The organism is Pseudomonas brassicacearum subsp. neoaurantiaca (assembly GCF_013608025.1).
GTDB lineage: Bacteria > Pseudomonadota > Gammaproteobacteria > Pseudomonadales > Pseudomonadaceae > Aquipseudomonas.
On the sequence record NZ_VDLV01000056.1, the window covers coordinates 271 to 604 of the forward strand.

Annotated in this window: 1 protein-coding gene; it reads left to right on the plus strand. The window is 62.3% G+C overall.

Features of this window, described 5'->3' with window-relative positions; all coding sequences use genetic code 11:
* Positions 1–334, plus strand: a 334-nt coding sequence (locus tag FHK92_RS25290; RefSeq protein ID WP_258232745.1) for an immunoglobulin-like domain-containing protein, incomplete at both ends; no start/stop codon positions are given.

Here is a 334-nt window from a genome sequence, read left to right on the forward strand (position 1 = left end):
TGCGGGCGCCACGACAGGCACCGTGGCTGTCGATACTCCGGCGAACGACGTCTACAACAATGGCAGCACGGTCAGCACCACCATCACTGGCGCAACGGGTGGCAACTTCGAGAACTTGGTGCCAAGCACCACGCCTGCGGTCACCACGATCACCGATTCCGCTGATGCCACTGGTCTGACCCTCAGCGCTAGCGAAACCATTACCGAAGGCGGCCAGATCACCTACACCGCGACGCTGACCAATCCAGCGCAGACGCCCGTCACCGTGACTTTGAGCAACGGCGCGGTCATCAACATCGCTGCCGGACAAACCACCGGCACCGTGGCTGTCGAT